The sequence below is a fragment of the Dyadobacter sp. SRI_021 genome, from assembly GCF_057586235.1.
The window spans coordinates 1-22,961 of sequence record NZ_JBYCZM010000009.1 but is presented as its reverse complement, the minus strand read 5'-3'; the positions used below and the strand labels follow the sequence as shown (position 1 = coordinate 22,961).

The window sequence follows — 22,961 nt, the reverse complement described above, 5'->3', positions numbered from 1 at the left end:
GGTATTTGTCGGAGAAAGTATGTACATTTATTGGATAAATCAGTAATTTGAAAGGATGCGCATTAAAAACCTTCATAAACCCTACGAAATCGAGCTGCTCGTCGCCGATCAGTACACTGGCAAACCGCACAAAAACTCTTTTTTCGAAATGGTTTATATTTTGGAAGGAAGCGGTTTACAGATCATCAACGACCACGAGTTGCCGTACGGCCCCGACAAACTCTTCCTGATATTCCCGCAGGACAGCCACGGTTTCGAGGTGCGCGAAACAACACATTTTGCATTTATCCGATTCAACGAGGGCTACCTGAAAGTCCAGCCGACAGAATGGCTCCAAAGGCTCGAATATATTTTTCATAATCACAACCATTTGCCCGGATGCATCCTCAAAACGGTCACAGACAAGCCGTTGGTCCGGTCGCTGACGGAAGCGCTTCTCAGGGAGCAGCAGGCGGCCGGGCCGCACAGCCAGCAGGTGATGCAGCAAATGCTCAACACGATCATCACAATCGCCGCCCGGAACATTGCACTTTTCCAGCAGGCAGGTGATTATCAGTCGGCCCAACCATTATCCTTGCTGGGTTACATTCATGAGCATATCTATTCCCCCGAGGCGCTCCGCGTCGAAAAGCTGGCCGCGTATTTCAACATATCGCAGACGTATGTAAGCCAGTTTTTCAAGCGTGAAACCGGTGAAAGTCTTCAGGAATATATCAGCAACTATCGCCTGACTTTGATAGAATCGCGTTTGCTGCATACCAGCCAGCGGCTGGGTGAGATAGCCGCTCAATTTGGGTTTGTCGACAGCAGTCATCTCAACAAGGCCTTCCGAAAGGCCAGGGGCTTATCGCCCTCCGATTTCCGCAAAGCGGCGAATTCCGCCCCTTAATCGCCCGCTCCTCCATTCCGCTCTCAGACAGCTCTTTCGCAAAAAGACCGGCCCGAAACCGGCCGTGCGAAAATAAACTTGCCAAATCTTGCATTTGTATTTTGCCGTTTTTTTGACAGAATTAAGTGAGTGCGTTAAGTTGATATAAAGAAAAACTAGACCAACAGCATTGCGATCGGCGGAGAGAATTCCCTGAGCAGCGCGAAACGCTTCGAAGCCGACCCCACCAGCCCGATGTGATCTTCATCGATATGCGTTGAACGACCGTTTTCAGCCGCTGGATAAAACCCGTGAGGCAGAACGCGCTGGATCCATATGCAGCACAAATCCGGGAACTGACCGCACAGTATGGCACGGGCCTCGCGGACCCTTACATTGATTTTCAGAAAGTTGTAAAGGAAGGCTAGCTCAAAGAAGCGATGTCGTCGGTCAATCATCCCAATGAAAAAGGACATCTGGATTTTTCAGCACCGGGCTGTTCATAATGAAGTGCTTCCGTCCTATTTCCGAGGAACAAGCGCCCAAAATGACTCAGCTTTATCAATATATCCGCAACTGACGGCATGGAAGACCACCCGACGTTCGGCTGAATAGGGAATCAATCGATCAGCCCTCTCTTAATGGCTTCCTTCAAGAGGCCTGCCGTATTTTTTACACCCATTTTCTGATTGATATTCAACCGGTGGGTTTCGACGGTTCTCAGACTGATATACAGTTTGTCCGCAATTTCCTGGCTGGAATGCCCTTCGGCGATCAGCATCACCAGTTCCTTTTCCCGTTTGGTAAGCGGTATTTCATAAATGGAACGGCGCTGCCCTGTGATGGTTTCCTGCAAAAGGATGTTCTTGATCTTGTCATCCAGGAACTCCTCCCCGCCGGCAACGCACTCGATCGCACGAACAATTGTCTGTTTGTCGGAGTTTTTCAGCAGATAACCCCTGGCGCCCTTACGAATAACATTTTTCACATAGCTGGAATCATCGAAACTGCTGAATGCGATAATATTTACTTTCGGCTGCTGCTGCAATATCTGCCTGCATAACTCGATACCGCTGATTTCGGGCATCTGGATGTCCATGAGCAACACATCGGGCGCGGTCGTCTGTAAATACCCTAGCAGCTCCCTCCCGCTTTGCGTCGTGTAGGTTATTTGCAGTCGGTCGGAAGTCGAAAGCATCGCCACCAGGCCGTCTATCACCACTTCATGGTCGTCGATTATGGCCACGTCTATCTTTTTCATACGGCTATTTCCCTTTTTATATTCAATACCTCAAATTCCAGGTAAGCCGCAAAACCGTTCTCCTCCGATTCCCTGATGTCGATCTTCCCATTCATGGCTTTTATCCGGCTCTGGAGGCTGTGTAATCCCATTCCGTCCGGAGTGTCAGCCCCCGTCGCCAAGCCTACGCCATTGTCTTCAATGGAGATCGAAAGGAGGTCGTCCTGCTGGGTTAGCTGCACCATGCCATGGGTAGCCTTTGAATGTTTCATTACATTATTGAGTAATTCCTGGACTATGCGGTACACCGACAATTCGAAGCTATCCGCAAAACGGTCGATCTCTCCCCAGGAGTCATACTGGATTTTCAGCCCTCTGCTATTGCTGACCCGCTCACAATATCGGCCCAGCGCAATGTCCAATCCGTGCCGCAGCAGTACTTCGGGCATCAGGTTATGCGAGGTTTTCCGGATTTCCTCGGTGGCTTCGTTCAAAAGATTCATCCCCTGCCGGTAACCCTCTTCCTGCAAAAGCCCGTCGACCGATTCGGTGCTGCTCAGATGCATTTTCACCGCAGCCAGCATACCTGCCACACCATCGTGCAAGTCTTTCGCAATGCGGCTGCGCTCCTTTTCTTCTCCCTCCATGAGTGCCTGCAACAGTTGCAGCTCCTTCTGCTGCTGGATCGACTGTAATTCCCTGATATGCGAAAGCTTTTTATACCTTGATTGTAAATAAAGCAGGATCGCCGCCAACGATACTAAAACAAAAGCACCCAAAGTGTAATAGATATAACTGCGGGTCTTCTGAAGCTGCAGATCCTTTTGGGCCAACTGCAATTTGTTTTGAGACAGAACTTTCTCCTTTTCGGCCGTTTGGTATTTCACTTCCAGTTCTGCGGCATTTTTCTTGATTTTTTCGTTGCTGGCACTGTCGCGGTAAACGATGTATTTTTTAAAGTAATCCAAAGCCTGCCCGTTGTCGCTGAGGTGTTCGTGCGCCTCCGACAGGCCCTTGTAAATGTCGTCGAGCTGGATCACCACGTCCTTTTCCTTACCCAGTTGCAAAGCCCTGTTGTAGTACCGGATGCTTTCCCGGAAGTTCCGTGCCAGGCGATAACCATCGGCCAGTCCCATTGTGCCGATCAACTGGTACTGCACGTCGTTGTTGGCAGTGGCATATTGCAGCACCTGCCGGGCGTGTTCGATGCATAGACCAGCCTTGCCCCATTTGCGGTACAGCTCGGCCATGCTGTTATGGGCAACGCATAAAGTGTAGTCATTCCCACGCAAAGTAGCCAGCCGGACGGCCTCGCTGGCATTTGTTAGTGCCTCGGGAAATTTTCCCTGCGAGGACAGGCAGTTCGTCATTCCGTACAGCGTCTCCACCAGCGTCGACGTATCTTTGGCCTGCATAGCCGTCTTAGCGCCTTTTTGAAAATACATCAATCCCTTATCGTACTCGTCAAGGTTGAAAAACAGCACACCCATAGCACTATACGCGTTCGCGAGAATGTTCTGGTATTTCGTATTTTGCAAAAGTTGGATCGCCTTCGAAATCCGGTTGACTTTTTCATCAATTTTACCGAGCCTTTCTGCTATCGCACCGATATTCAAATGGCTGTACGCTTCCATATCAACCCGGTCGGTTTTCTTTAGATACACGGTAGCCGAATCAAAATTCCGCATTGCTTCCACATCATTTGCCGCTTTGGCATTCATATATCCCCGGTTGAACCAAACCATCCCCGACCAATAGGGATAATTCAATTTTTTACTGAGGCGCATCAGTTCATCATACAAGCGTGCCGCCTTTTTTTTGTCGGAATCTACAAAGCTGAATGCATAATTGGCCAGCCGGATCACTTTGGCCGAATCGTCTTTGGCTGAAAGAATTTTTACTTCTTCAGTATCCTGGGCAGCTGTCGCATGCGCGATCCATAAAAAAGCAAAAAATAAAGCAGAGATTTTATTCATCATGAAGGGCCGGTTATCATTGCCCAAAGTTAGTTTTCCTGGCCTGATTTTCAACGCGTGGTATAGAGCCGCAGATTCGAGACGCTGCAAACATGATGCTCCCGCGTTTTGGCCGCCATACCTGAACAGGTTTGCAAGGTGCTTTCCAAAACCTGTTCGACCGGTTGCGGAATGTTATTATTTTTTTTTCCTTCCAATGCCCTCTTCCATCGTCGAGCAAAGTACATTCAAAGCGACACAAAATGAGAGAAAGCTCAATCCAAACGTATTCATAGAACATCGATAACTAAAATGCTAATAACCATTACAGTTTAATGAATTCCACGCGGCGGTTTTGCGCCTTGCCTTCTTTCGTCGCATTGTCGGCAACGGGTTTTGCTTCGCCCATTCCTCTCGTTTCCATTCTGGAAGCGTCTATCTTATGTATACCTGCGAGCGCATTTTTTACAGCATTTGCCCGGCGCCGGGACAGGTCCAGGTTCTTTGCATCTTCCCCATCGCTATCCGTGTAGCCGTCAATCCTCACCCTTACCTGCGCATTCTCTTGCATTACCGAGGCTATTTGTTTCAGCACGGCGGCGCTTTCCGGTTTTATATGATCGGAATTGGAATCGAACAGGATTCCGTTTGTTACCAGTTTGCCTTCCGTGATGAGCTTGCTGCGCATATCGGCCGCACCTTCCGATACCCGGATATTTGAAACGAATACGCCCACATTATCCTCCTGGTTATTGTCCGCCATTAAAAAACCCAGGTGGTTGAAGGCCGTTTGCGGGGCTATCGCCTGCGGTATGTCATATACTTTTTCCTCATTGATCCAGCAGCGCAACCGCTGCTTCTGCACCCATATCGCCACATGAAAGGGCTTTCGGTAATTGTTACTGAATTTCCTCAGATCTTTATTGCCGCCCTCGAAATACATGTCGCGTTTGCTATAACTCTGCACATAAATCGAAGAACGGTCCTCATAAGCCGGCTGGACGATCAGACTTATTTTGCTCACCTCGTTTCCGCCCTGGGCAAAAAGCCGGGCACTTTCCTGGCCGGGCGCCAATTGCAATAGCTGCCATTCAAATCCGGGAAACATAGACCCGAAATCCTGTTCATCGCTACCCATGTAAGTGAGCAGCATATCAAATTCAACCGTGAAATTATCCGGCAATTTCTTAATCTCCGGGGAGACAAACTCCCCAATAAACATGCGCATCCATTTGCCTGGCAAACCGTCAATAGAAACTGCCTCGCCCCGGTTGTTGGTAGCCCAATGCATAGGAAACTCACCGATAACATCCTGCGAGAAATCCTCCGCATATATGACATGCTCGCCGCGCACGAAATCATAGGAAGAATAACTTTTGAAGGCATCTCCCGCGGATGCCGGATGCGCGGTTTCATTTTTGCCGCCTTTACCGGGTTCTTTCTTTTCGGGTTTTTGTGTGATCGCTTCCTCCGCCTTGTCGATGGCGCGGTCCATCGCCTGATCAGCCCGCTGTTCGGCGCGGTACCTCGCTTTGTCGTGAAACCTGTCCAGAACTGCCTGGCACCGGCCGCCGGTAGCAGAGAGAAGAATAATAGAGCATAAAACAAGGGTATTTTTCATAGCTATTTGTGATTTGATGCTACAAAGTAACTTCATCTCACCAGCCGATTTGTGCGAGGCAATACTGATATTTAAAGATACGTAGAAGTACGTACGTCGGCTATTTTTTAGTGATTCATGCCAGTTGTCACATTCTCCATTGGCTTCCCGTTCGAAACCGGATTTTAACGTAATTTAACTGGCAACGGGCCTGGCCGGCTTACTTTCAGAAGGTAACCAAATCAGCGGGCGTATATACATAACTGTCAGGCATCCAACCCGGTGCCGCCGGCTGCTCCGGACATTTCCGAGAAGCTCAGGCAGGTTAAGTAATATTAAATCACTGAAATATAGCGCGTAGCTGATAGACAATAATGCCATTAACCGGCATTCGAAAACATACAACTTCCGGATCGGATTGGAAGTGTATGGGGCTCGCCTCCCTTTTTGAAGGGAACACCATCTAACATACTGAAAAACAATCAATATCACCGATATTACACTGAATCGGCAGAGGTAAATCACAAGAAATTGCAATTTTAACGGGCGCATTGTAGTATCAAAATGACAATGAACAGTAAATTGCATAGTTAAAATCTCTCTTAACCGAATTTAACTTTCCTTAAACTAAATGCGAAACACATTTACCTCCTCTCCCAGCCGTATGGGCTGGCTGTGCCGGCTTCTATGCGCGGCACTTGTGGTTATGGCAACCACGGGATACGGCGGCACAGCCCTCCCGTCCCTTTCGCCGGGTGTCCCACTTAACCGGGTATTCTTCACCGCCGACAAACCCGTAAAGGGAACCATCAAAGACGAAGCCGGAAACACCCTCGCGGGCGTCAGCGTCGTTGAAAAAGGAACGACGAACGGTACTATTACCGATCAGGATGGAAAATATAGCCTGACCGTTCAGGGTGAAGGCGCCGTTCTTTCCGTTTCTTTTATCGGTTTTGTTCCCAACGAAGTCACCGTAGGCAACCAAAGCACAATCGATCTGGTGATGTCGCAGGATATCAAGCAGCTTAGTGAGGTAGTGGTTACCGCACTCGGGGTTAAGCGTGAAGAAAAATCCCTGGGTTACTCGGTACAAAAGGTAAGCGGAGCTGCCATTCAGACTGTTAAGGGTACCAACCTGGCTACATCCCTAACCGGAAAAATTTCGGGGCTTTGGGTTAAAAACAGTACGGAATTCAACGAAGCACCCACGCTCGATCTCCGTGGTGAAACCCCTTTACTCGTCATCGACGGTGTACCTTATGTGAATATCTCCCTGAAAAACCTCAACCAGGACGATATTGAAAGCATTGATGTGCTGAAAGGTCCCACAGCGGCTGCTTTATACGGTTCGAGAGGCGGCAGCGGGGCGGTTATCGTCACCACCAAACGCGGCGCTGCCGGTAAAGGTCTCTCCGTCACGGTGAACAGCAACAACATGTTCAATGCGGGCTTTTTGATGCTGCCGAAAGTCCAGCACTCTTACAGCGCCGGACTAGGTAGTGCATACAGCCCGACCGACTATATCTGGGGGGCCAAACTGGATAACGGCACCATGGCCAACCAATGGAACCCTATTACCAAACAAATGGAAGTGTCGGAACTGCGGTCGGTAGGAAAGAACAATTTCCGGGACTTTCTTGTACCTGGTCTGATTTCCAACAATAACGTCAGCATTACACAGACCGGCGAGAATGGCAGTTTCCGTGTGTCGATGAGCCATATCTACAATAAGGGCCAGTATCCCAACCTCAAATCCAATACTACCAGTTTCAATGTGAGCGGCGAAATGAAGGTTGGCGATAAGTTCAGGCTGAACAGTCAGGTCGGGTACAACCGCATCACAGCTCCACAGATTGCAGGTTCAGGATACGACGCGCAGGGCTACATCTACAACATCCTGATCTGGATGGGGCCGGAATATGACCTGAGCCTGTACAAAAACAATTACTGGATCACACCCAATATAAAACAAAACTGGCACTACAATGCATGGTACGACAACCCATACATGATGGCTTACGAAAAGCTGAACGGTATTGAAGAGAACAAAATGAATGCCAGCTTCACCGCGACGCTGGATCTTTTTGAAGGCGCCAAAATACTGGTCCGCCCGGGATTTGACCTCTACCAAAACAATGAAACCCGCAGAAACCCGCCGGGAATCCTCTCCACCCGCGGTTGGGACGCTTCCGGATTGTATTCTATTGCCAAAAGAAACGGTTACAGCTTTAACGGAGACGCTTTCTTTACCTACAATAAGACCTTCGGCAAATTAGGTATCGACGCCCTGGCAGGTGGTACGATCTTTAAATATGACAACAACTATCTTTACAGTGCAACCCGAAGCGGGTTGCTTATTCCAGGCTATTACTCGCTCAACAACTCCGTCGAAAGGCCGGATGTCAGCGTTGTAGATCCTAACACGGCTGCTACTAACCCCCGGTTCCGCAAACAGGTAAACAGTTTGTTGGGAAAAATCAGTTTGGCCTACAACAACACTTTCTTTCTGGACGTAACCGGCCGAAACGACTGGAGTTCGTCCATGCCTGCCAAAACCAACAGTTATTTCTATCCTTCGGTGGGTGCCAGCGTGGTGGTTAGTGAATTTTTCCAGTCTTTACCCGAATGGCTGGATTTCTGGAAAGTGCGTGGATCCTGGACGCTGGCAAAATCCGATTTGGCCGTATACGCCACCAACAATACCTATTCCACCAGCACAGGCGTATGGAGCGGCCTCAACTCCGCAGCTTATCCCGGCACGATCATCAACGCAACAGATGTAGTGGCGGAAACCAACCGCACCTGGGAAATCGGGACAGCAGCTTACTTCTTAAAGAAACGCTTCAAGCTGGACATCGCTTACTTCAACAAGTATAATTACAATATTCAAACCAGCGCGGCGATATCGCAGGCTTCCGGATTTAACAGCACGCTGATCAACATCGATCAGACCTACGTTCGCAAGGGTATGGAAGTTTCTCTCGATGCGAACATCCTGAAAAAAGGGGACTGGCAATGGGATGCAACCGCCAACTGGTCGTACAATCACCGCTACTTTAAAGCGTTGGATCCGCAATATTCTGCTAAAAACAACTGGACAAAAGTGGGCGGACGCACGGACACCTACACTGGTGCTACCTGGCTGAGGGACTCACAAGGCAATCTGATTCACCAGGCTAATGGCCTTCCCCAGGCAAGTACGTACAGCAGCTTGTATGGCTACACCGATCCAAAATTCATTTGGGGGCTGGCAAACACCGTCCGTTACAAACGGTTTACGCTCACTGCTGCATTTGACGGCCGGATCGGCGGGTTCTTAAATAACTACACCTCTTACAAAATGTGGGACACCGGCGCACATCCTGACTCGGATAACGAATGGCGCTACGACGAGGTGGTGAACAAAAACAAGTCGTTTGTAGGAAAAGGCGTGGTGGTAACTTCCGGAAGCGCTACCTACGACAATATGGGAAATATCACCAGCGATACCCGCGAGTATGCGCCCAACACCACGAAGGTCTCCTATGAAACGTACGCCCGACGGTATGGTGACGGGACACGCGGTGTGACCAACGCTACTTTCTTCAAGCTACGCGAACTTTCCATTGGCTACTCGCTTCCACCGTCTTTTGCAAAATATGTGGGCGCCAAATCAGCTTCCATATCATTTACCGGACAAAACGTATGGATGTGGACCAAGGATTTCCGTTTTGCCGATCCTGACAAAGCCAATGACACGCAGCTTACTTCTCCTTCCGTACGCTACGTAGGTGGTAACATCCAACTCACTTTCTGATAACACAAATTGACCTATATCATGAAGAAATTCATTGCTAAATATATGCTCGCGGTTGGGGGTTTGCTTGCGTTGAACAGCTGCGCAGACTTCCAGGAGATCAACACCAATCCCAATGCGGCGACATCGGTGTCGCCCCAGATGCTGGCAACGAACCTGATTTTGAACATCACCTCCATCAGCTATCTGGATCCGGCGCTGCTTTCCAAAGCTATTAACCACACCGAATTCCCCAATTCACTGCAATACAACAATTTGGGAAAACAGGAATACAGCGGACTGGTCGTGCTCACAAACGTGCAGAAGATGATCGATCTGGCGCCTGAGGGCGCATTGAAGAACTCCTTTACCGGGCTCGGCAAGTTTGTACGCGCATGGAGGTTTTATGATCTGACCATGCGTCTGGGAGATATTCCGTATGCAGACGCTTTGCAGGGAGAAACAGGCACCATCCGCCCCACCTACTCTACGCAGAAAGAAGTGTTTCTGGGCATCCTGAAAGAGCTCGAAGAAGCAGATCAGGCATTCTCCCAGGGTACGACTTTCGCCGGGGACCCCATTTACAACGGCGATGTTACAAAATGGCGGAAAGTGGTTAACACTTTTGCATTGAAGGTGCTTCTGACGCTGTCGGCCAAAGAAAGTGATACCGATTTAAATATCAAGTCACGCTTCAATACGATTGTTACGACAAAACCCATCTTCGAAAGCTCGGCCGACAACTTCCAAAGGGTATATTCTGACGTGGCGGGACAGCGCTATCCCTGGTATAAGCTAAACAACCAGGGGCTTATCTATCCGGTGATGTCTACGATGATTGTAGATAAACTAAAAGAGCTGGAAGACTATCGGCTATTCTATTATGCTGCACCCTCGCCCGTTAAGGTGGCAGCCGGTATAAGCCCCTCGAGTTACGATGCCTATAAGGCAGTCAACCCTTCGGCGGTTTACTCGGACCTTACAGCGGTAGCATCTTCGAAAGATTATTCCAACCTGAATGCCCGCTATTCCGAATTGGCCAACTCGGAGCCGATTTACCTGATCAGCTATTCAGTTTTGCAGTTTATGCTGGCAGAAGCTTCATTAAGAGGGTGGATCAACGGCACACCTGCGAGTACCTATTATGAAAATGCGATCCGCACGGGAATGCAGTTTGTAGCAAACAACACTCCCGACAATGCTGATTTTCACCATAACCGCAAAATCACTGCCGATTATATCACGGCCTACCTAGCCTCACCTAAGGTAAAATTGTCGGGTACTCCCGAGCAGCAGCTTGAGAAAATCATTACCCAACGGTATCTGGGAACTTTCCTTCAAGCCGGGTTTGACGGATATTTTGAAAACCGCCGCACCGGCTATCCGGTCTTCCCGGTTAATCCACTGTCCAATAACAATACCGACAAGGATAAAATACCCGTTAGGTGGATGTACCCGGACACCGAGATCAACTACAATTACGATAACCTGACAAAGGCGATTCAATCGCAATACGGCGGTAACGACGACTACAACCAGAAGATGTGGTTACTTAAATAGTCAGGCAGGCATATAAATCAAAAAGCTCTCGCAATGAATAATGCCCTCTGAAAGCATCTAACTTTCAGGGGGCATTGTTCATTCAGGCCTGTCCATAAAACATTCCAGGCCTCAAAGCATCTGATCCAGATCTGCCCGTGCCGGGCCGGTAAGTACATGCCCGCGGCAATCGTACCGCGCGCCATGACAAGGGCAATCCCAGCTTTTCTCTGTGCTATTCCATTGCACAATGCATTTCGCGTGCGGACACACGGGATCGAGCACGTGGACTTCCCCCGCAGGATCACGGTAGACCGCCAGCTTCTCGCCTTCAAGCTCGATAATCCTGCCCTCATCGGGACTTACATCCGCAAGGGAATCGATATGGGCAATGCCCCAACGATCGACAATGAAACGTTTTACGACGTCAGCATTTTCTTTCACTACTTCCGCAAATCCCGCAACCGGTTTTACCCGTGCCGGATCGAACAGCGCCTTGTATTTGCTTTCACCGGTCATAATGAGATCGCTCAACACCAGCGCGGCAGCTGTACCGAGGATCATCCCGTTGCCGTTGTAGCCCGTGGCCGCATAGATACCGTCCGGGGCACCCGGAAGGTGCCCGATGTAAGGGAGGCCGTCGGCTGGCACATAATATTGGGCTGACCATCGGTAGGCGACCTGCTCTACGTTATAATACTTACGGGCATAGGCTTCCAGGTCTGCGAAAGCCTGTTCCGGATCACTGTGGCCGGTTTTATGGTCGTGGCCGCCCGCAATAAGGTATGGCTGTCCTTCGATCGTATGTGTTCTGAAATAATGATAAGGATCCTGCGAATCATACACCAGGGCGTCCGGGTAGACCCCGTCTGCCAGTGTAGCCGCGATAACATAACTGCGGTAAGGTGCATTCCGGAAATGCAGCACGTTAATACCGCCGGGAGGGATATGCGTTGCGTACACTACCCGCTTCGCGCGGATGCGGTGATGATCCGAGATCGTCGTATAATATCCGTCACCAGTTTCCACTTCCCGAATGCAGGCATTCTCCACAACCATTCCGCCGGATTTCCTGAATTCGTTCAGCAGGCCGCCGATGTATTTCAAGGGATGAAACTGCGCCTGCCCCTCGAATACAATGGCTTTCAGGTAGGGTACCGGCGTGGGTACATCGTCTGCGAGCGCCACTTTCACGCCTGCGCGCAATGCACTTTCATACAGATCGTCGAGCTCCCTGACCTCTTTTTCCGTTTCGGCATAAACATACCCCGGCCGCCATTCCAGGTCACAGTCGATCCGATAGGTATCGACAAAGTGCCGAATCAATTCCACGGCGTCACGGATCGATTCGGCGAAGAGCGGGGCAGCATCCGTCCCGAAGGCCTGTTCTACCTCGGCATAGGTAGTGTCGGCAAATGTGTTGATATGGGCCGAGGTCCCACCCGTTGTACCGAAACCGGCGTGATGGGCATCCGCAATGACACACCGATTTCCCGCCTGTTGCAGGAGCAATGCGGTGGTCAGCCCGGTTATGCCTGCACCGACGACGATCACATCGTAAACGTCGGTCTCCGGGAACGTCGTCCCCTCGTTTTTCAACGTAAGATGCCTGTTCCATAAGCTGGCATTTTGCCCGTCCCGCTCCCATTCAGAGGCGTCGGGCACAATATCAGTTTTTGAAGTGTATTTAGTCTTTTCCATGATCGTTCTGATTTCCAGTGCCGTCTTTTGGCTAAAACCGTACCAGGGCCCAATGCGTCTTTTAAAAACGCGAGGAAAGTTGCCCAGGCCGCGGTTTTAGTCGGGTAGGTCAGGATTATTACTAATCCCTTCCCCCCTCAGAACCGTACGTGCGGCTTTCACCGCATACGGCTCAAGCGGATTATGAAGCAGCTTCTTACTCATGATGTGACCCTCCTTCTTGTTGATTCTTTAATAGTTTCGGATAGGTGTAATTGCTGGTGGCAGTATAGGTGTACCAATCGCCTGTTTTTCATGTGCTCTCTTTGTGGGGCGGTTTTATCCATTATCAGGTGGTGGTCGTGTATTTCTTCACCATTTAACAGAGACTCTCCACATACCGGACACATGCACCGCTGGCTTGCCATCCTCATACTTTTGCCTTTGGTTACTGTTGTGAGCTTTCTGAACTCCCTGTTTAACCAGTAGCTCCGCAATGAGGGGTCATCCTTTGATGCTGTCCGTTGCACCATCACGTGGCGTTTGATAGGATACCATGCAAACTTTTCCAGATAGATTCTGGAATCTTTATCGCCAAAAACCCATTTGTCTTTTCGCTTGTGATTGAATTGGCCCCAATATCTGCCTGTAATATTCTTCCATGACTTGTCCCGCTGCTGTCGCTTGGCCCATCTTACGGCCTTGTGGATCATGTACATGTCCAGATTTTTAAAAGCTTCCTTCGAGTTGCCAATCCTGAAATAATTTGCCCAGCCTCTAATGATGGGGGTCATTTGATGAATAACCGCCAGTGCATTAGAGCCGTGCATCCTTTTCCATTCATCCCTGAATCGGTCTTTGAGTTTCTGTATCGATTGTCTGCTTGGTTTTACCAAAGGTTTCCAACCTGTTTTCGAGGAGCTATTGCGATAGTGCCTTATATTAAAACCGAGGAAGTCGAACCCTTCCGTAATATGCACGATCCTTGTCTTTTCTTCCGACAATGCCAGTCCTCGTTGGGACAGCCATGCATTCAGTTCAGGTATTGTTGTTTCCGCAATTTCACGGGTATCACAGAAGATAAGAAAATCATCTGCATACCTCACCAGTGCACGGGTACTTACCGGGCCGCTGGTTCCGCTTCTGCGGATACCTATGGCCTCTTCCAATCCATGTAAAGCAATGTTGGCGAGTAAAGGACTGACGATTCCCCCTTGCGGGGTTCCTGCGCTCGTTTCATGAAACACGTTCTTATCAACATAACCCGCCTTCAACCATTGTCTGATAAGTTCCTTTGCAGGAAAATTTCCAATTGTCTTGAGCAGATAATCATGGCTGATATTGTCGAACGCTCCCTTGATATCTGCGTCCACGATCCATTTCCTCCTGCTCGTTGATTTACTGAAAGAGTACACGTGCATGATGGCATCATGGCACCCACGTCCCGGTCTGAAACCGTGGCTGCATCCCTCGAAGCGTGATTCCCATTCAGGTTCCAGTGCATTCTTGACACGGGCTTGATGTACCCTGTCGATGATTGTCGGAATACCCAATGGACGCTGTTTGCCGTTGGCCTTTGGTATATACACTCTCCGGGCTGGATGGATGCGCCAGGGTTGTTGCGACTGTACAGCTTGCACAAGCTCGCTTTTTCCTTTTGCTGTCTTGACAATGACCTTGTCCACCCCGGCAGTGTTTTTGCCGGCATTTACCTGCGTGACTCTCCTGACACTTTCCAGTGTATTGGAGAAACTGCGCAGCATGAGTTTTTGTAACTGGCGAACTTTGTCGTGTTCGCCTGCTTTCGCTGCCTTGAAAATCCGTTGTCTCAGGTTTCTAACGGCACGGTTGGTCTGCCTCCAATCTATGGAGTACCAATCCAATTGCTGTCTCTCTGTTCCGTTTGCTAAGTTGCCTTGCATCTAACTTTCCATTAATTAAAAACCTTTACCACTTCTTTTCAAGAAATCCACCAGTCCCGCGTCAGCACCCTTTCAGGTTGGGTATCTCTGCTTATTGCAGCCCTATCCGTCCAGTTATGTATTCCTGCGGCCTTTCAGCTGACGGCATTCGCTTTTCGGGACCTCCCATTCCCACTGAGGATTTCCGTTTCCCTTACGGTCTACCTACCCATTTTCATAGGACCCCATTGGGTTTTTCCACGTTCCGCATAATTAACATGCGACTGGCGAGGATGCCTCTTCTTGCCCCGGGGTCATCGGTGTCCAAGCATAACCCTTCGGTATGGATTATGCCTTACAGCATCCTACGGAATGGATGCCGTCTAACCCAGTACATCGGTAAATCACCATCTCCCCGATGTTCGTACGTGACGAGGCTTTATATGAGGTTCACTTTCGTTCACCCGTCCAGTCTTCCCCTTGCCCGATTCTTCCTGATGGTTGGAGTCTTCTTAGGCTTTCATTTCAGCTTCACAAAGGATGATTACTCGTCCTCCATGTGAAAAGTGGGAACCGGCTCTGGACACTAACCGGGATTAACGTATTGTTAATCAATTAACTAAGCGACATCGTGTCGCACACCAAAATCAAACCACGTGTTTTTCTGCGGGAACGGATTTTGTTAAAACTACCCGATTAAAACACAGAAAATCATGGATAACCAAAAAGATAAAGCGACGCAGGATGCTGTCGCGGAAGCACTTAGAAACGGCAGAAATGCGAACGACAATTTCAACGAAGGAAATGTGGACGACTACGGCACAGCGTCACAGGAGGAAATCCAGGAACGGGATGAAATTAAAGGCGGCGCGGGCCAGCACGGGACAGGAAGGAATGCCAACGACAATTTCAACGAAACCAGATCCTATCCGCAGGACCAATCACAGGTTATCTTTACCGATCTGCAAGGCATCAGACGCCGGGGTATCTACAAAAAGGCCCAGGGCTTTCAGGAGATCAGTGAAACAGAAGTTCCGCTCGAACAACAGTCCTTCTTCCCGGAGGACGATGTGGCCGGGTGGGAATATGAACCGGAAAGCCAGTCAGAATAGCACGCGCCCGGCGTAGACCAGCACCAATGCACTCATTTAAGTCACATCGGGCACATTTGAGAACACTTTGACGCCGGGGCCGTCGATGCTCCAAGTTTTGTCCGATTTCGCTCCCTCATTTCCCCGTGAATCAAGTATGAGGTGCCAATTTGGTCCTTCGGGCAGCAAGAAAGCCAGTTTTTCGTCGGAAAAATTAATATAACAATACAGCATTGCCCGCTCGTCACGGCTGCTCCGTTTCAGGAGTAATACCCTGTCGCTCAGCACGTCCACTGCGACGCCGTCCTTATCGAGATTGCGTAATGCGGCATGTGTTTGCCGCAACGTGATGAGGGTTTTGGTCCAGACGAGCAAATCAGCGTATCGGCCTTCGGTACGCTTTTCCCAATGTATTTTAGAATGCAGAAAAGTCTCCTCGTCCTGTGGATTACGAGGTTTCTGTCCATCCCCAAAATCTTTGAAATCGCTTTCCCGTCCTTCGATAACGGCCTGGATCAGGTCAGGATCGGTGTGGCTTACAAAGAAGAAAAAGGGCGTATCCTCCCCATATTCCTCCCCCATAAAGAGCATTGGCACGTAGGGCGAAAGCATTAATGCGGCCATCGCCACTTTCTGCCTGGCTATGCTCACGAGCTGGCTGAGCCGCTCCCCGCCGGCACGGTTTCCGGCCTGATCGTGATTCAGATTGAAAGCAACGAACGAAGCGCCCGGAATGCCTGCCGAGGAGGCCCCGTGTTTCCTCTTCCTGAATTTCACGTAACCGCCGCTATGTACAAAACCATCTTTGTAAGCTTTGGCAAGCTGTTCGATAGTCCCGAAATCGACATAGCGCTCACGGCCTTTCTCATCGAGCAGTACGTAAAGTGCGTGGTGGAAATCGTCCAGCCATTGGGCATCGAACCCCATGCCGCCGATTTGGACGGGTTTGATCACACGCGGGCTGTTCAGATCGGATTCGGCAATGAGGTAAAGACTACGACCGCTGTATTGCTGATGTGTACGGAGTTTTTCATGCACGAGTTCCCAGAAACTGAATGCCCCCTTGTCGAAAACTTCATGGATGGCGTCCAGCCGAAGCCCGTCCAGGTGGTAGTATTCCGACCAGAATACGATCAGGTCCGAAAAATAGTCCCGCACACCGTCCGACCATTCGCCGTCGAGATTGATCGCCTTGCCCCAGGGCGTTGCGTATTTATCGGTAAAATAAGGCCCGAAATGGCCCAGGTAGTTACCCTCGGGGCCGATGTGGTTAATGACGATATCTAGAAAAACGGAGATACCAACCCCATGGGCGGCATCCACCAGCGCTTTCAGTTGATCGGGCCCGCCGTACGCACTGTGAACGGAATAGGGAAATACGCCGTCGTAGCCCCAATTCCGGTTGCCTGGAAATTCTGAAACGGGCATTAACTCAATGCCATTGACGCCGAGTTCTGCCAGCGCTGCCAGCCGGGGGATTATCGCCTCAAACGTTCCCTCCGGCGTAAATGTGCCGACATGCAACTCGTACAAAATGAGGTCTTCGAATGCGCGGCCCCGCCATTCATCGTCCGTCCACCGGAAAGCGGTGTGATCTACAAACTGTGAATATCCATGCACACCTTCGGGCTGAAAATGCGAGGCAGGATCAGGAAAAGGCCCCTGTTCGTCCGGTTCATATTGATAACGCCACGGCCCGTCCTGCCAGGGTAATGTCAGATTGAAATACCCGTCGTCATCCGGCTCCATTCGGAAAGTTGCAGGTTCGGCTTGCCGACAAATCAGGTTCATTTGCCTGGTTTGCGGGGCCCATACCCTGAACCTGACTTGCTCGCCATCCCTGTATGTCCCTCCTTTTAAATTAATCATAATATAAAATGTTAAACACCTGCCCCCTCAGGATTTCCGGCCTGAAAAAAACTTATGCCATGTCACCGCCCGTACAGGCGTGATTTTGGAAGGGCTGCCAACTATTTCAAAAAGACAGGACAATGGAACATACAACGGCGATACTTTCACTGGAACCGGCCTTCGGACAACACAAGTGGTGGCAACACGGTATTATTTATCAGGTATACCCCAGGTCTTTTCAGGATTCCAACGACGACGGCATCGGCGACCTGAAAGGTATTACCACGCGGCTCGACTACTTGCAGTGGCTTGGGATCGACTGTGTGTGGCTCTCCCCGATCTTCCCCTCGCCGATGGCCGATTTCGGGTACGACATTTCCGATTATCGCGGCATTCACCCGCTTTTCGGAAGCATGGAGGATTTCGACGAACTCCTGAACGAGGTGCACCGGCGGGGTATGAAGCTGCTGCTCGATCTCGTACCCAATCATACCTCCGACCAGCACCCTTGGTTTCAGGAAAGCCGCTCATCGAGGGATAATCCCAAACGGGACTGGTACATCTGGCATGACGGCAAGGAAGACGGTTCGGTACCGAACAACTGGCTCAGCGTATTCGGCGGGTCGGCCTGGGAATGGGACGCGCACACCGGGCAGTATTACTATCATGCATTTCTAAAAGAACAGCCCGATCTCAACTGGCGCAATCCGGAAGTGCAGCAAGCGATGCTCGATGTCATGCGGTTTTGGCTCGACAAAGGGGTCGACGGATTCAGGGTGGACGTTATGTGGCACATGATCAAGGACAGCCAGCTGCGCGACAATCCGCCGGTACCCAATGCGCCGGGTAATACTGCCCATCCGCTGTACAACGATTATCTCCCCGTTTATTCGACCGACCAGCCCGAGGTGCACCAGATTGTACGCATGATGCGTGAGCTCACGGACGCCTACGACGACCGGGTGCTCATCGGGGAGATCTATTTACCGATACCTAAACTGGTGACCTACTACGGCCCGGACAATACGGGCGCACACCTCCCATTTAATTTCCAGCTCTTGACCCTGCCCTGGAATTCTCAGGAAATCGCGAGCGCGATCGACGCCTACGAAGGTGCGCTGCCCATCGGAAGCTGGCCCAACTGGGTATTGAGCAACCACGACAAACCCCGGATTGCCAGCCGCGTGGGATTGTCGCAAGCCAGAATCGCGGCGATGCTGCTGCTCACGCTCCGCGGCACGCCCACCATTTATTATGGCGATGAGATAGGAATGACCGACGTGCCCATCCCCGTCGACGAAATCGTGGATCCGCAAGGACTGAATATGCCCGACCTGAATATCAGCCGCGATCCTTCGCGGACACCGATGCAATGGAGCGCGGAAATCAATGCCGGCTTTTCTGCCCGGAAGCCCTGGCTCCGACTACCCTACAATGCGGCGAGAGTGAATGTTGAGAAACAAAAAAACGACGCGCACTCCATGCTGTCGTTCTACCGCAGGCTGATCGACATTCGCAGAAAAAGTGCGGCACTAAGCGTGGGGAGTTACAGCCCGGTTTACTCAGATGGACAGCTCATCTCCTATCTCAGGCAGGAGCACGATGAGACATTCCTGATCATCCTCAACCTGAGTCACCGCCCGGCCTATTTCCGTCCGCAAAATACCACCTACAAGGGCATTATAAAGCTCAGTACTGAAGAAGAACGCGTAGGAATGCATGTCGCAGACGTGCTCACCCTGGCAGGGGATGAAGGTATTGTAATACAAATTGATGATTGAGCAACAAGTGTAGGCATCAGGAAGCTTCGGGAAACTAATGAAACAGGAACCCGAAGCTCTACTTCGCCTTAGTTTTTGCCAGGTTGAGGTGCGGTGTCAAATAGTGCCTTGGCCATTTCCAAATGATGTTTCAATGCGGGGATCTTAGAATCCGCCCATTTCTTAAGGTCGGGATCCTGGCCTTTATTGGATTCGGTCTGAAAAAGGCCGATCGTCTCTTCGTGAGACGCAATCATGATGTTCATATAGAGCATGTCAAATTTCTCACCGCTCTCCGCCGCGAGGCTGTCGTAAATCTGCTGTTTGGCAGTACTCAACCGGGTCGGGACCGATATCTGTTTTTTGCGGGCAAGCGCTTTCAGTTCGTCATTGATCTTGCCATGGTCCGAAATCATCGTTTCTGCGAAGTCTTTACATTTGGGCATTGTCGCCCTTTTTTGGGCCAGCTCTCCCAATTTTACTTCCAGTAATCCGCCGTCGGCAGCGGAATGTACAAAGGCCCTATCGGCAGCGCCTTGTTTAAAACGGTCTGAAAACGCCAGAAGGGCGGCCAGCAATATACACATCAGTAGTAGTAAACCCGCTTTCATAGGATTGTTGATCAAGTGAAAAAAGAGCAGCATGCTAACAAAACCATGCCAATGTGATACCGAAACCCGAGCCGCTTTTTGAAGGAAATGCCTGCGTCACATGCAAGCCGGAGCTCAGCACGTGGCACAGCTTTTTACCAGCGCCGCAAATGTCGATTTGAGAATCAAATCCATTACACATATATCAACCACACAATGGAACGTCGCATTGAAAACGAACTACTTGAATCTGCCGGTGAGCAGGAAATAAAAACACTTCCCGGCAAACCTTATCCCCTGGGCGCAACCTGGGATGGCCATGGAGTCAACTTTGCAGTTTTCTCCGAGAATGCGCACAGCATCGAACTGTGCCTTTTTAAGCCAGAAAACGAGGGAGAGGAGTACATTAAGATCAAAATTGAGGAAGTAACACACCATGTCTGGCATGTATATGTTCCAGGCCTCGGCCCCGGACAGCTTTACGGCTACCGAGCCCACGGGCCCTACGATCCCGGAAAGGGACACCGGTTTAATCCCAACAAATTACTGCTCGATCCCTACGCGAGAGCGATCCATGGCAATGTCAAATGGGATCCCGCGGTGTTCGGCTACCAGATCGGAAGTGCCGAGGAGGACCTCAGCTTCAATGACAGCGATAGTGCAGGTTTCATGCCGAAGTCGGTGGTGATCCATTCCGACTTCGATTGGCAAGGCGACGCACCTCTGAACATTCCCTATCATAATACCGTCATTTATGAAGTCCATGTAAAAGGCTTTACCAAACTCCGGGACCAAATTCCGGAAAACATCCGCGGCACCTATGCGGCCATTGCCCATCCGGCGTCCATTGAATATTTGAAACAGCTTGGCGTCACCGCCATTGAACTGATGCCCATTCACCATTTCGTGGCGGACCAACACCTGATCGAAAAGGGGCTTACCAATTACTGGGGTTATAACACCCTCGGTTTTTTTGCGCCGGACATCCGGTACAGCAGCCACCGCGAGCCGGGAGCACAGGTCAACGAATTTAAGGAAATGGTGCGCGAACTCCACAAGGCCGGCATCGAGGTAATTCTGGATGTGGTATACAACCATACAGCGGAAGGCAACCATTTCGGCCCCACCTTTTCATTCAAGGGATTGGACAACGCTTCCTATTACCGGCTGGTACAGGACAACCCACGGTACTATATGGATTACACCGGTACCGGCAATACACTCAACGTCCAGCTTCCCAATGTACTGGCGCTCATCATGGATAGCCTTCGCTACTGGATAACCGAAATGCACGTGGACGGCTTCCGGTTCGACCTGGCCGCCACGTTGGCCCGTACGCTGCATGAGACCGATACCCTCAGTTCGTTCTTTAACATCATCCATCAGGACCCGGTGATTTCACAAGTCAAACTGATCGCCGAGCCATGGGACATTAACGAAGACGGCTACATGGTGGGCAAGTTTCCTGTGGGCTGGGCGGAGTGGAACGGGATTTACCGTGATCAGATCCGCGACTTCTGGCGTGGGCAAGATGTCGAAATGACCGCATTTGCGCGGCGTTTTACAGGTAGCCCGGACCTCTACAAAAGCGATTATCGTAGGCCTACGGCCAGTATCAACTTCATCACAGCTCACGATGGTTTCACGCTCAATGATCTGGTAAGCTACGACCAAAAGCACAACGAAGCCAACGGCGATAATAATCAGGACGGCGATGAAAGCAATCATTCCTGGAATTGCGGCGCAGAAGGCCCCACGGACAATGCAGATATCAATTCACTCAGAAACAGACAGAAACGAAATTTCCTTACCACCCTGCTGCTCTCCCAGGGAGTAGCGATGGTGGCCGCCGGTGACGAGTTGGGCAAGACCCAGCAGGGCAACAATAACGCCTATTGCCAGGATAATGAGATCTCCTGGCTCGACTGGGCCAATGCCGATCAGCAATTGCTGGAATTTACCCGGGCACTGATCCGGCTGTGTAACACCCACCCTACTTTCCGCCGCAGGCGCTGGTTCCAGGACCTGCCCGTTACAGGCACTGACGTGAAAGATATTATGTGGTTTTGGCCAAATGGGCAACAAATACCCGACCAGGAGTGGGAAGGTCACATCGCCCGGACCTTCGGGGTGTTTCTTAACGGCCAGGGGATCCGGTGCGTTGATCCGGATGGTAATAAAATTACGGACGACAACTTTTACATTATTTTCCATGCAGGAGACCAGCCAATGGATTTCATCCTACCTCCTGCGGAATGCGGCTCCGAATGGCACGTCGTAATTAATACGGCAGAGAATTTCGTCGGCGAATCTGATCAGACAATTCCATCCGGTGGAAAGCTGAACGTCACCGACCGCTCGGTAGTTGCCTTGAGGTGTCTGTCGTCTCCCCCTCAAACCGATATGTAAACTATGGGCCCCTGGACGGGGCCCACATAGTTTACTTCCCTGTTTCCATATGGGCGGCATCGACGGGTTTGGATTCCGGCGAACCTTTTTGCCTTAAAAAAATCGACAGAATAACAATGGAAGCGACGGAAAGGAATTCACTTTGCCAGTTCTGAAAAGTCTCAAACCAGAAATCGGGTTCGCCCAGAAACTTGCTCAACGATTGTTCCGGCTGTCCGCGAAGGACCCTTTCCTCGTTGTGATCGGTATAGCTTCCGTACAAATGGCCCATCCAGCTTCCCAGAAATAGCAGGATAAAGGCTATCGATAGTGATTGCTGATACAGTCGCAATTGCCATCCCCCCCGCTTGACCGGCCCCGGCGCGTCTTTTTTGGAGGGGTCGGGCTCACGGTCGACTTCTTCCGGCTTGACGAGGTCTTTAGACTCAGCCGAACCAATCTGACGAAGTGAAATAGTTAGGACCACATACATGGCCATTTGAAGAAACTCGCTCTGAAAGTTTTCAAAGGTGGAAGAAAAAAAGTGACCGCTGGAAAGGTACTGTGTAAATGCAATCGGGCCCGCGCCTAGTTCATTTAATTCCTCATTATGCTGCTTCCAGCCAAAAAAGGCCTGTGCGACGAGAGCGACAATGAAAAATGAGAGGAAGACAATTGATAGTCCGTTTCTATAAAAAAAGTGTGGTTTATTTTTCGACATAG

At 50.4% G+C, this 22,961-nt stretch carries 15 protein-coding genes; 6 read left to right on the top strand and 9 right to left on the bottom strand.

From position 1 onward, the window contains the following. Positions 1-55 precede the first annotated feature (55 nt). Positions 56-889 carry a helix-turn-helix transcriptional regulator gene (locus AC2YIT_RS24350; RefSeq protein WP_430846773.1) on the top strand — a complete coding sequence of 278 codons (834 nt, stop codon included), beginning with the start codon at positions 56-58 and terminating at the stop codon, positions 887-889. A 155-nt stretch (positions 890-1,044) separates the two neighbouring features. Here the strand turns inward: AC2YIT_RS24350 and AC2YIT_RS24345 are convergent, their stop codons facing one another. The 4 genes from AC2YIT_RS24345 to AC2YIT_RS24330 all read right to left on the bottom strand — a co-directional run bounded on the left by AC2YIT_RS24345 (position 1,045) and on the right by AC2YIT_RS24330 (position 5,684). Continuing rightward, the gene (locus tag AC2YIT_RS24345) at positions 1,045-1,326 is read right to left on the bottom strand and encodes a hypothetical protein (RefSeq protein WP_487280895.1); all 282 of its coding nucleotides are present in this window, start codon (positions 1,324-1,326) and stop codon (positions 1,045-1,047) included. 161 nt (positions 1,327-1,487) lie between these two features. Beyond that, positions 1,488-2,129: a response regulator gene (locus tag AC2YIT_RS24340; protein WP_487280894.1), complete on the bottom strand. Its 642-nt coding sequence runs from the start codon at positions 2,127-2,129 to the stop codon at positions 1,488-1,490. Continuing rightward, entirely contained in the window at positions 2,126-4,087 is a 1,962-nt protein-coding gene (locus AC2YIT_RS24335; RefSeq protein ID WP_487280893.1) for a tetratricopeptide repeat-containing sensor histidine kinase, read from the bottom strand. Before AC2YIT_RS24335 ends, AC2YIT_RS24340 begins: the two co-directional genes overlap by 4 nt. A 301-nt stretch (positions 4,088-4,388) precedes the next feature. Further along, positions 4,389-5,684: an OmpA family protein gene (locus AC2YIT_RS24330; protein WP_487280892.1), complete on the bottom strand. Its 1,296-nt coding sequence runs from the start codon at positions 5,682-5,684 to the stop codon at positions 4,389-4,391. Between the two features lie 610 nt (positions 5,685-6,294). Between AC2YIT_RS24330 and AC2YIT_RS24325 the strand changes: the two genes are divergently transcribed. Together AC2YIT_RS24325 and AC2YIT_RS24320 are read left to right on the top strand one after the other, a co-directional pair. Beyond that, positions 6,295-9,459, top strand: coding sequence for a SusC/RagA family TonB-linked outer membrane protein (locus AC2YIT_RS24325; RefSeq protein ID WP_487280891.1), 3,165 nt, complete (start codon positions 6,295-6,297; stop codon positions 9,457-9,459). 21 nt (positions 9,460-9,480) lie between these two features. After that, positions 9,481-10,998 carry a SusD/RagB family nutrient-binding outer membrane lipoprotein gene (locus AC2YIT_RS24320; RefSeq protein WP_487280890.1) on the top strand — a complete coding sequence of 506 codons (1,518 nt, stop codon included), beginning with the start codon at positions 9,481-9,483 and terminating at the stop codon, positions 10,996-10,998. 111 nt (positions 10,999-11,109) lie between these two features. Here AC2YIT_RS24320 and AC2YIT_RS24315 read toward each other — a convergent pair whose 3' ends face one another. Continuing rightward, positions 11,110-12,678, bottom strand: a complete 1,569-nt coding sequence (locus AC2YIT_RS24315) for an FAD-dependent oxidoreductase (RefSeq protein ID WP_487280889.1) — start codon at positions 12,676-12,678, stop codon at positions 11,110-11,112. A 200-nt stretch (positions 12,679-12,878) separates the two neighbouring features. After that, positions 12,879-14,579, bottom strand: a complete 1,701-nt coding sequence (gene ltrA / locus AC2YIT_RS24310; RefSeq protein ID WP_487280888.1) for a group II intron reverse transcriptase/maturase — start codon at positions 14,577-14,579, stop codon at positions 12,879-12,881. A 692-nt stretch (positions 14,580-15,271) separates the two neighbouring features. Here ltrA and AC2YIT_RS24305 point away from each other — a divergent pair. Further along, on the top strand, positions 15,272-15,670 hold the full coding sequence (locus AC2YIT_RS24305; RefSeq protein WP_487280887.1) for a hypothetical protein: 399 nt from the start codon (positions 15,272-15,274) through the stop codon (positions 15,668-15,670). Between the two features lie 36 nt (positions 15,671-15,706). Here the strand turns inward: AC2YIT_RS24305 and treZ are convergent, their stop codons facing one another. Further along, entirely contained in the window at positions 15,707-17,518 is a 1,812-nt protein-coding gene (gene treZ / locus AC2YIT_RS24300; protein ID WP_487280886.1) for a malto-oligosyltrehalose trehalohydrolase, read from the bottom strand. Between the two features lie 122 nt (positions 17,519-17,640). Here treZ and AC2YIT_RS24295 point away from each other — a divergent pair, with 122 nt between their 5' ends. Next, positions 17,641-19,281 (top strand): alpha-amylase family glycosyl hydrolase, encoded by a 1,641-nt coding sequence (locus AC2YIT_RS24295; protein ID WP_487280885.1) that lies wholly within the window; start codon positions 17,641-17,643, stop codon positions 19,279-19,281. A 68-nt stretch (positions 19,282-19,349) separates the two neighbouring features. Here the strand turns inward: AC2YIT_RS24295 and AC2YIT_RS24290 are convergent, their stop codons facing one another. After that, positions 19,350-19,871: a DUF4142 domain-containing protein gene (locus AC2YIT_RS24290; protein ID WP_487280884.1), complete on the bottom strand. Its 522-nt coding sequence runs from the start codon at positions 19,869-19,871 to the stop codon at positions 19,350-19,352. Positions 19,872-20,066: 195 nt separating this feature from the next. Between AC2YIT_RS24290 and glgX the strand changes: the two genes are divergently transcribed. Next, positions 20,067-22,259, top strand: a complete 2,193-nt coding sequence (glgX, locus tag AC2YIT_RS24285; protein ID WP_430846749.1) for a glycogen debranching protein GlgX — start codon at positions 20,067-20,069, stop codon at positions 22,257-22,259. 31 nt (positions 22,260-22,290) lie between these two features. Here glgX and AC2YIT_RS24280 read toward each other — a convergent pair whose 3' ends face one another. After that, a complete protein-coding gene (locus AC2YIT_RS24280; protein WP_487280883.1) occupies positions 22,291-22,959 on the bottom strand; it encodes a DUF6766 family protein in 669 nt (222 codons plus the stop codon). Between the last annotated feature and the right edge of the window lie 2 nt (positions 22,960-22,961).